The sequence below is a fragment of the Candidatus Schekmanbacteria bacterium RIFCSPLOWO2_02_FULL_38_14 genome (assembly GCA_001790855.1).
Taxonomy (GTDB): Bacteria; Schekmanbacteria; GWA2-38-11; order GWA2-38-11; family GWA2-38-11; genus 2-02-FULL-38-14-A.
Map to the genome: position 1 here is coordinate 22,181 of MGDH01000024.1, position 7,869 is coordinate 30,049.

6 protein-coding genes and 1 pseudogene (1 of these 7 running past the window's edge) are annotated in these 7,869 nt (G+C 38.0%); 1 reads left to right on the forward strand and 6 read right to left on the reverse strand.

Going from position 1 to position 7,869, the window contains the following annotated elements; genetic code table 11:
- Window positions 1-123: 123 nt before the first annotated feature.
- The 5 genes from A3H37_10105 to A3H37_10125 form a co-directional block, all read right to left on the reverse strand.
- Window positions 124-564: a hypothetical protein gene (locus tag A3H37_10105; GenBank protein ID OGL49452.1), complete on the reverse strand. Its 441-nt coding sequence runs from the start codon at window positions 562-564 to the stop codon at window positions 124-126.
- A gap of 167 nt (window positions 565-731) precedes the next feature.
- Window positions 732-2,417 carry a hypothetical protein gene (locus tag A3H37_10110; protein ID OGL49453.1) on the reverse strand — a complete coding sequence of 562 codons (1,686 nt, stop codon included), beginning with the start codon at window positions 2,415-2,417 and terminating at the stop codon, window positions 732-734.
- Between the two features lie 170 nt (window positions 2,418-2,587).
- Window positions 2,588-3,874, reverse strand: coding sequence for a hypothetical protein (locus tag A3H37_10115; GenBank protein ID OGL49454.1), 1,287 nt, complete (start codon window positions 3,872-3,874; stop codon window positions 2,588-2,590).
- 138 nt (window positions 3,875-4,012) lie between these two features.
- Window positions 4,013-4,885 carry a hypothetical protein gene (locus tag A3H37_10120; protein ID OGL49455.1) on the reverse strand — a complete coding sequence of 291 codons (873 nt, stop codon included), beginning with the start codon at window positions 4,883-4,885 and terminating at the stop codon, window positions 4,013-4,015.
- A gap of 182 nt (window positions 4,886-5,067) precedes the next feature.
- Window positions 5,068-5,550 carry a hypothetical protein gene (locus A3H37_10125; protein OGL49506.1) on the reverse strand — a complete coding sequence of 161 codons (483 nt, stop codon included), beginning with the start codon at window positions 5,548-5,550 and terminating at the stop codon, window positions 5,068-5,070.
- A gap of 222 nt (window positions 5,551-5,772) precedes the next feature.
- Between A3H37_10125 and A3H37_10130 the strand changes: the two genes are divergently transcribed.
- Window positions 5,773-7,134 carry a hypothetical protein gene (locus A3H37_10130; GenBank protein ID OGL49456.1) on the forward strand — a complete coding sequence of 454 codons (1,362 nt, stop codon included), beginning with the start codon at window positions 5,773-5,775 and terminating at the stop codon, window positions 7,132-7,134.
- A 4-nt stretch (window positions 7,135-7,138) separates the two neighbouring features.
- Here A3H37_10130 and A3H37_10135 read toward each other — a convergent pair.
- Window positions 7,139-7,869 (reverse strand): annotated as a pseudogene (locus tag A3H37_10135) (hypothetical protein); it runs 844 nt beyond the window's last position.

Below are 7,869 nucleotides of genomic sequence, written 5' to 3' on the forward strand. Positions count from 1 at the left end.
TTAAAAATCAAATATAAAAATTACTGATAGGCGGGACATTCCTGTCCCGCAATTTTTTTTATTTGATAAGGATTAAGTTTTTTCTTAATTCTTACTTACTACTTAATTCTTAATCCTGAATTCTCATTTTACATTTTGATTTTTGAATTTTGAACTTCCCCCAATGGGTCCAAGCTCAACAACCTTATCATTCATTCTCCTTACTAAATTAACAAATCTGTGTCCAGTATTTGAGGCTAAATTATAAATTTCCACCCGTTCCTTTTCAATTCCAATCTCTTCCAGAAGATTTTTTATGTAATCTATGCGCTTTTTTGCCCTGATGTTTCCGTGCAGATATTTGCAGTTGTCCTCATAGCAGGCAAGGACAAGCACACCATCAGCGCCTTTTTCAAATGCCTTCAGGATATGGTACACATCAACCTTCCCGCTGCAGGGCACCCTTATAATATTGATTCCTTCAGGATAAGGAATTTTCATCTTCCCTGCTAAATCCGCAGCTTCATAGGCTGAGTGATTACAGCAAAATGTTATGATTTTTGGATTAAAACTTTTTTTATCCATCAAAAAATCTTATCCATTATCAGTTTACTGAAAAAGTCTCTGTGACCGTCATTGCGAGGCAAAGCCGAAGCAATCTCCTTTTTAGCTATCAGACTTAATTGAGATTGCCACGCCCTTCGGGCTCGCAATGACAATGGAAAAACGTCTTAAAGTATTGCATGATTTTTTCACAATACAAATCCCTCAATCTCAGCTATTATTCCTTCATCAGTATAAGTTCTCAATGTTATTGCGCTGTTCGGGCATTCGCTCGCGCACACACCGCATGCCTGGCATGCAACTTCTGAAATTACTGCTGCCCGCGTATATGTTACTGCGCCGTGAGGGCAGACTCTCTGGCATGTCAGGCAGAGGGTGCATTTGTCTTTATCAATTGCCATTCTTTCCTTGTAACATTTTATTTTTCCCTTTAACAGTTCAAAAACCTTAATGCCTGCACTCTTTGCATCAGTTATTGCATCTGGAATTTCCTCTGTTCCGCGGCACGCGCCAGCAAAAAAGATTCCCTTTCTGTTTGATTCAACAGGGAAATAGTGAACATTGTTCCTCTGGAAAAATTTTAAAGAATCAAAATCAACACCTAAGACTTCCCTCAAATTTTCGCAATCTCCAGACGGAATAATCTCTTCTTCAAGCACCAGAACATCACAGGGGATTTTAATGATTGGGTTCAAAAACTCCTCAGATGCCTTCAAAGAAAGGTAGTAATCAAAAATAAGAGCAAAAAATTTATTATCTTTCAGCAAAAATTGCGGCGCTTTATTCTCAAATTTAAAAACAATAACCCCTTCATCTCTTACTCTTCTATAAAGATTCTCAAGCCCTTCTCCTGCAACAAAAGCATTTCTGCAGGCTATAAAGACTCTGTTTTTATACTGCTCTTTTAAAAGCAATGAGTTTTTAAAAACCGTTCCTGTTGAAACCTTTGAAAATCTTCCAGTCATCCCTGTAATAAAAAGAACGTTAATATCTTCACCTCTTCCAAAGATTTTCCGGGCTTTTTCTTTATCTTTTAAAATCTCCTCAAGTTCAAGCTGTGTGATTATTCTTTCATCAGGATTTAAATTGTATGCCTCCTGCGGAAAGTATGTCTGGAACCCTGTTGCAACCACAACTGAACCAAACTGCTTTTCCAGAATTCTGCCACCGGCTTTTATCCCTGCAATAAAATCCCCGCAGGAACCCTTTAAGCTTATGACTTCAGCGTTTGTTAAAATTTCAGCCTTTCCTTTAATTTCTTCTATCTTTTCTTCAATAAACCTCTCAGGAGAAATTTCTGACTGATAAAACCTGTTAAGTCTTTTTACATTGCCTCCAAGCTCTTTCTCTTTCTCAACAACTGTAACCTTAAAGCCTGATTTGCTCAGCTCAATTGCCGTCTGAATTCCTCCAATCCCTCCTCCGATTATAAGAACCTCTTCCTGCGGCAAAACCTCTGATTCATATACAGGCACTGCTTTTCTGATTCTCTTCAAAGCCCCTCTTAATAAATTTAATGCTTTATTGGTTGCTTCATCAATGTCATTTATTATCCACGCACACTGCTCTCTGATGTTGCAGACAGCAACCAGATTTCCATCTATCCCTGCCTCCACCATAAGCCTTCCCCTGAACAGCTCCTCATACAATTTGGGCGAACAACCTCCAATCAGCACCCTGTTAGCTTTTTTCTCTTTAACCTTTACGATTAGACCGCTTAAACAATCTTCAGAACAAAGAAGTTCAGATTCCATAACAAAGGAAAGATCCTCTTCTTTTCCAAGGGCTTCCATTATTTTTGAAAAACTGAGACTCTTATTTAAACTCCCTGCACAGTTGCAAAGGAATACTGCTATTCTAACTTTTTCAGACATCAACTCTGCTCCCAAAAGCAGGTCAGGAGACCTGCCTCTGCCCGGGTAGAATCGGGTCTCCTGACCCGATATATATAAAACCCCCGCTATTTGAAATTTAAAGCTCTAAATCCTAATATCTAAATTACCTGCCTGCCGGCAGGCAGGTAAACAAATTCAAATGACATAAATCAAAAACCGTTTTGAACATTTGGATTTTTGCATTTTACATTTATTAAAACATTCTCCGCAGCTGCTATTCCCTGAGCTATTGATGCAGGGATATTTTTTGGTCCCTGACAGGCTCCGGCTATAAAAACATTAGGTTTATCTGTGAGTGTAAAATCACACGGGTCGGATGTTTGAAAAAATCCGCTTTCCCCTGTTTTAAGACCAAAAATCTTTCCAATCTTTTTTATGCTTTCTGCAGGGGTAATACCTATTGACAGCACAACCAAATCAAATTCCTCCTGCCTGTCTTCTCCTTTTTCTATGTCCTCATAATTTATAACTATGGATTTATCCTCTCTTTCCCCGACATCGCCCGGCATTGCCCTGACAAAATTTATTTCCTTTAAGCATTTTTCATAAAATAAAGAGGCTTCCTTTGAGAGGTTCTGCAAATCCATGTAAAAAATTGAAACAGAAATTTCAGGACTCTCATTTTTTAAAACCTTTGCCATCCTCATTGCATAAAGGCAGCAGACCTGAGAGCAATAATCATTTCCAATATTTATATCCCTGCTTCCAACACATTGAATGAAAGCAACTTTTTTTGGTATGGCATTGTCAGACGGTCTTCTTATTCCGTCCTTGAATCTTAGCTGTTCTTCAAGGTTAATCCCTGTTATCACATTTTGAAAAACCCCATATCTGTACTGAATACGCTTTTTTGCATCAAAAGGAGAAAACCCGCAGGCAACAACAACAGAATCTGCGCCAACGCCGAATATTTCCTCCTTTTCACTATAATTAACTGCTTTTGCTGGACAGACCTTCTCGCACAAATTGCATTTTTCGCCTTTAAACCTGAGACATAAACCTTCATCTATGAAATAGGCTTTAGGAAGGGATTGCTGATGGACAATTCTTATAGCAGAACCATTAACAGGACAGACCTCCTTGCATAGTCCGCATGAAATACATTTCTCTAAGGAGACGTAGCGCGGAGTTTTTTTTATCTTTACATCAAATTTGCCCTCATTCTCAGAGGACTCAATTACTTCACATCCTGTTAAGATAATAATTCCATTCTGCATCTGCAAATCATTCATCTTAAGATTAACAATGCAGGCAGAACACTTGTTGCAGACCCCTGAAGCCTTGCAGCCATATCTTATTGCAAAGCCTCCGAGAGAATGTTCTTTCTCAACAAGATTTACCTCTGCGCCTGCTTTTGCAAGCTCGATTGCACATGCCACACCTGCAATTCCGCCACCGATTACTAAAACCTTTTTATCTATAGCTTTTATAACCATATGATTTTTGCTCTAAGATTTAAAAGTTCAAATGCCAAAATCCAAATATCAAATGAATGTCAAATTTCAAAACCAAAAACATTTAAATATTTGGACTTTGAATTTCATTTGAACTTTGAGCTTTGACATTCGACAGTTTTATATCTTCTCCAGGAGTCCTTTGGTTTTGACAACATTGAGATGGAGCCCGAGTTCTTTGCTGTCAATTCCCATGGCAAGCCCTAAGAGTTGAGGATAAAAGAGAACGGGTATTTCATATTTTGTCTGGAACTGCTCCTCTATTGACCGCTGGTTCCCATCATACATAACATTGCAGAAAGGACAGACAAGGCAAATTGCATCTGCCCCTGATTCCTTCATCCTATCCAGCTTTTCCTTTGAAAGAGAAAGAGATACCTTTTCCGCTATGGCAAGTATCCCGCCTCCACAGCACAGCATTCCATTCTGATGAGATACATAATTTGCCCCTGTAATCTTTATAAGCTCCTCAAGGGTCTGAGGGATTTCCGGGTCATCAAATTTATCATAAATTTTGGATGGCCTTACATAATGGCATCCATAATGGGCGGTAATTGATAGGTTTTTTAATTCCCTTGTTACTGTCCTTTTTATCTTCTCAATTCCTATGTCCTCATAGAGAATTCTCCCTAAATGCTTAACTTTAACTTTGCCATTATACTCTCTGTTTATCTCCTTAAGTTTTCTATTAACCTCCTCTCGTAACTCCTCGTTTTCATTAAGCTCCCTGCTCATTTCTGTAAGGTTCTCTGTACAGGCACTGCAGATTGAACATATTGTCTCAATGCCTCTCTCTTCTGCAAGGCTCAAATTTCTTGCGGCAAGAAGCAGTGCTGTCTCCTTGCTAACAGCCTTCAGGGGAAAACCGCAGCAGGAAAATTCTCCAATATCAATAAACTTAATCCCGAGTTTCTCTCCTATTTTTCTTGTTGATATCTCATACTGCCTTGCCCTTGCAGGAATCGTGCAGCCCAAAAATAAAGCTAACTCCATAATACGTTCTCCAGTTTAAATCAAAATCCTAAATTCTAATATCTAAATCCTAAACAATATCAAAATTCGAAATTTCAATTTTCAAAATTGTTTTGAATTCTTGATTTTTGTCATTTGAATTTGTTTACCCCGCTTAGAAATTTTAATTTCTAACGGGGTTTAGAATTTAGGATTTAGAATTTTCATTTTTTTATATACCTATCTAAACCTGACATCTCAAAAATCTTACTTACATCCTCAAGCTTTGTTGGAAGAAAAGGTAATCCTGCTTTTTCTCTTTTCTTGTTATCAAAATCCTCAAGCACATACACCCTTCCGCTCGCTTTTACAAAATTTGCAATCTGAACATATGAAGGGTGGATATAGCCTGCCTCTGTGGCAAGATTCTTGATTACCGCCATTAAATCAGAAATAAGCACATCCTGTGGGCAGCGCTCCTGACAATTATAGCAGGCTGTGCACAGCCACACAAAATCGCTTTTAAAAACCCTCTCCTTCATTCCAAGAATTGCCATCCTGATAATCTGCCTCGGATTAAACTTCTCGTCAATTTTTCTCACAGGACAGCTTGCAGTGCAGGTGCCGCAGGAAAAGCAGTTTTTTATCTTCTCCCCTCCATGCCTTTTTGCAATTTCATATTTAAAATTACTGTCCAGTTCGTCAATATTTATTTCCATACTGTTTTCCTCGTAAAAATTGATTAATTTTGCACTTCTTATCCTTTATAAAATAATAAAAAAAACTGCAAGCAAGAAGAAAAAGGGGACGGTTCTCTTTTTTCCATCACAAAGATAATATATCAAAAAAGAGAACCGTCCCCTTTTTCTTGACATTTAATCCTTATTTGATATTGAGTCTTTTCAATTTAAATTTTTATTTGACTCACTATGACACAAAAGAAAAGAACTGCTATTGACACAACTACGGGCAGCATCTCCCGCGTATTGCTGAGCCTTGCTGTTCCATTTATCCTTGCCATGCTCGTGGAAACCCTTTTCAACATTACCAACATGCTTTTTGTGAGCAGGCTCGGCTCAGAGGCAATTGCCGCTGTATCTTTTTGCGGCATAATGCTCATGCTCACAGCAGTTGCTGTTGAAGGGATGTCAGGTGCAGCCGTTGCGCTTATTGCAAGAAGAGTTGGCGAAAAGGACCTTACAGGTGCCGGAATAGTTTCAGTACAGATATATTTGGTCGGTATAATTTTTTCAATTGCCCTCGGGATTCTTGGATACATTTATGCAGAACCACTGATGAGGCTTATTGGTGCCAATGATTCAATTGTTAATAATGGAATCGGCTATGCCAAGGTCTACTTTCTTGGAATGACCTCAGTGTTTTTCCTTTTCATAACGCAGGCTATTCTAAGAGGTGCAGGAGAGCCTGTAATACCTGTTGTTATTCTGGCTATTTCTGCCCTATCTAATATCGCACTCGATTTCTTGCTGATATTCGGAATAGGCCCCTTCCCAAAGCTCGGAGTAACCGGTGCTGCTGTTGCAACAATAATTGCAAGAGCTATTGGTTCAATCATTGGACTGTTTTACCTTTTCTCAGGCTATTCTCTTATCAGAGTTCGCCTCTCTGATTTCCGCATAGATTTTCCAATAATTAAAAATGTTCTTAGGATTGCTTTCCCGTCAATGGGAAGAATGAGCCTACACAGCCTTTCAAGAATTGCACTTATGAAAATTGTCACTCTCTTTGGCACCTCGGCAGTAGCAGCTTACGGTATCGGGCTTCGCCTTGATATGCTGGTATTCCTTCCCGGGTTAGGTTTTGCAAGCGCAGTTTCCACAATGGTCGGGCAGAATCTCGGAGCAAATAACCATGAAAGGGCTGAAAAAAGCGCAAGCATTGCCCTGTGGTACAATGTAATTATCATGTCTTTTCTTGGATTCATCTTCTTCTTTATGGCTAAGGAGATAATTGGAATCTTTGATAAGAGCAATGAAGTGCTTCGCATGGGAGAAATCTATCTCAAGGTAGTGGCACCAACCTACTTTCTCCTTGGGGTAAGGCTTGTTATTGGGGGTGCGCTCAGGGGTGCCGGCGACAATTTTGGACCAATGATGATCTCGCTGATAACCCTATTTGTTATTCAGATACCCCTTGCCTATTATCTCTCAAAATGGGCTTTTTTAAATACCACCGGAATCTGGCTTTCAATTGCAGCTGTTAATTTTTTTGAAGCTGCCTTTCTGATTTTATGGTTTAAGAGGGGTGGCTGGAAGAAAAAAAGATTTTAATCAATTAATGCATGCTAAATATAATAAGAGGGACATCGTTTACATATGAACGATAGACTTCTTTTTCTTTTACAAGATAAATAAAACCTGAATTCTCACCAAATATTCTGTGTCCTGCACTAAACTTCAATTTTCCCGTAAGCTCATATTCTTTAATAGGTTCTTTTTTTTCAAAGTAACAACTTACTATGTAAGATATATTATTCTTCGTAACGTACTCAGAAAATTTCCCTGAGCTTAAATATTCCTGATATTCATAATTATTTATTACACCATCAAGATTAACAACCCTTCTCTGACTAAAAAAACTGAAGATTCCAGAATCTCTCATGCCAAAGATGGCATTTTTTTCCATATTATCTCTTGCCCATATAGCTGCTTTATAGCTATTTGCACCAAATTTCCAACCTTGTTTAAATTTTAAATTCTTATTCACAACAAATAAAACCATAAAGATGAGAATTACAAAAGATATCCCTCGTAAAATTCTATTTTTTTCATTGTATGTGATGAATAAGTTAAACAAAAAAGGCAGTCCAAACAAGATTACTATAAAATGAATCGAGAAATGCCAGTAACCTTTTGTTTTATCAAAAAGCAAAGTATAAACTATATGGGAAATAGCTCCTGTCCCTAACCATACCATTACTTCAATAAAGCGAAAATACTTTGTAAATTTATTTGATAACCTTACGTTTTCTTTCATATAAATATATAAAAATATATAAAATAAAG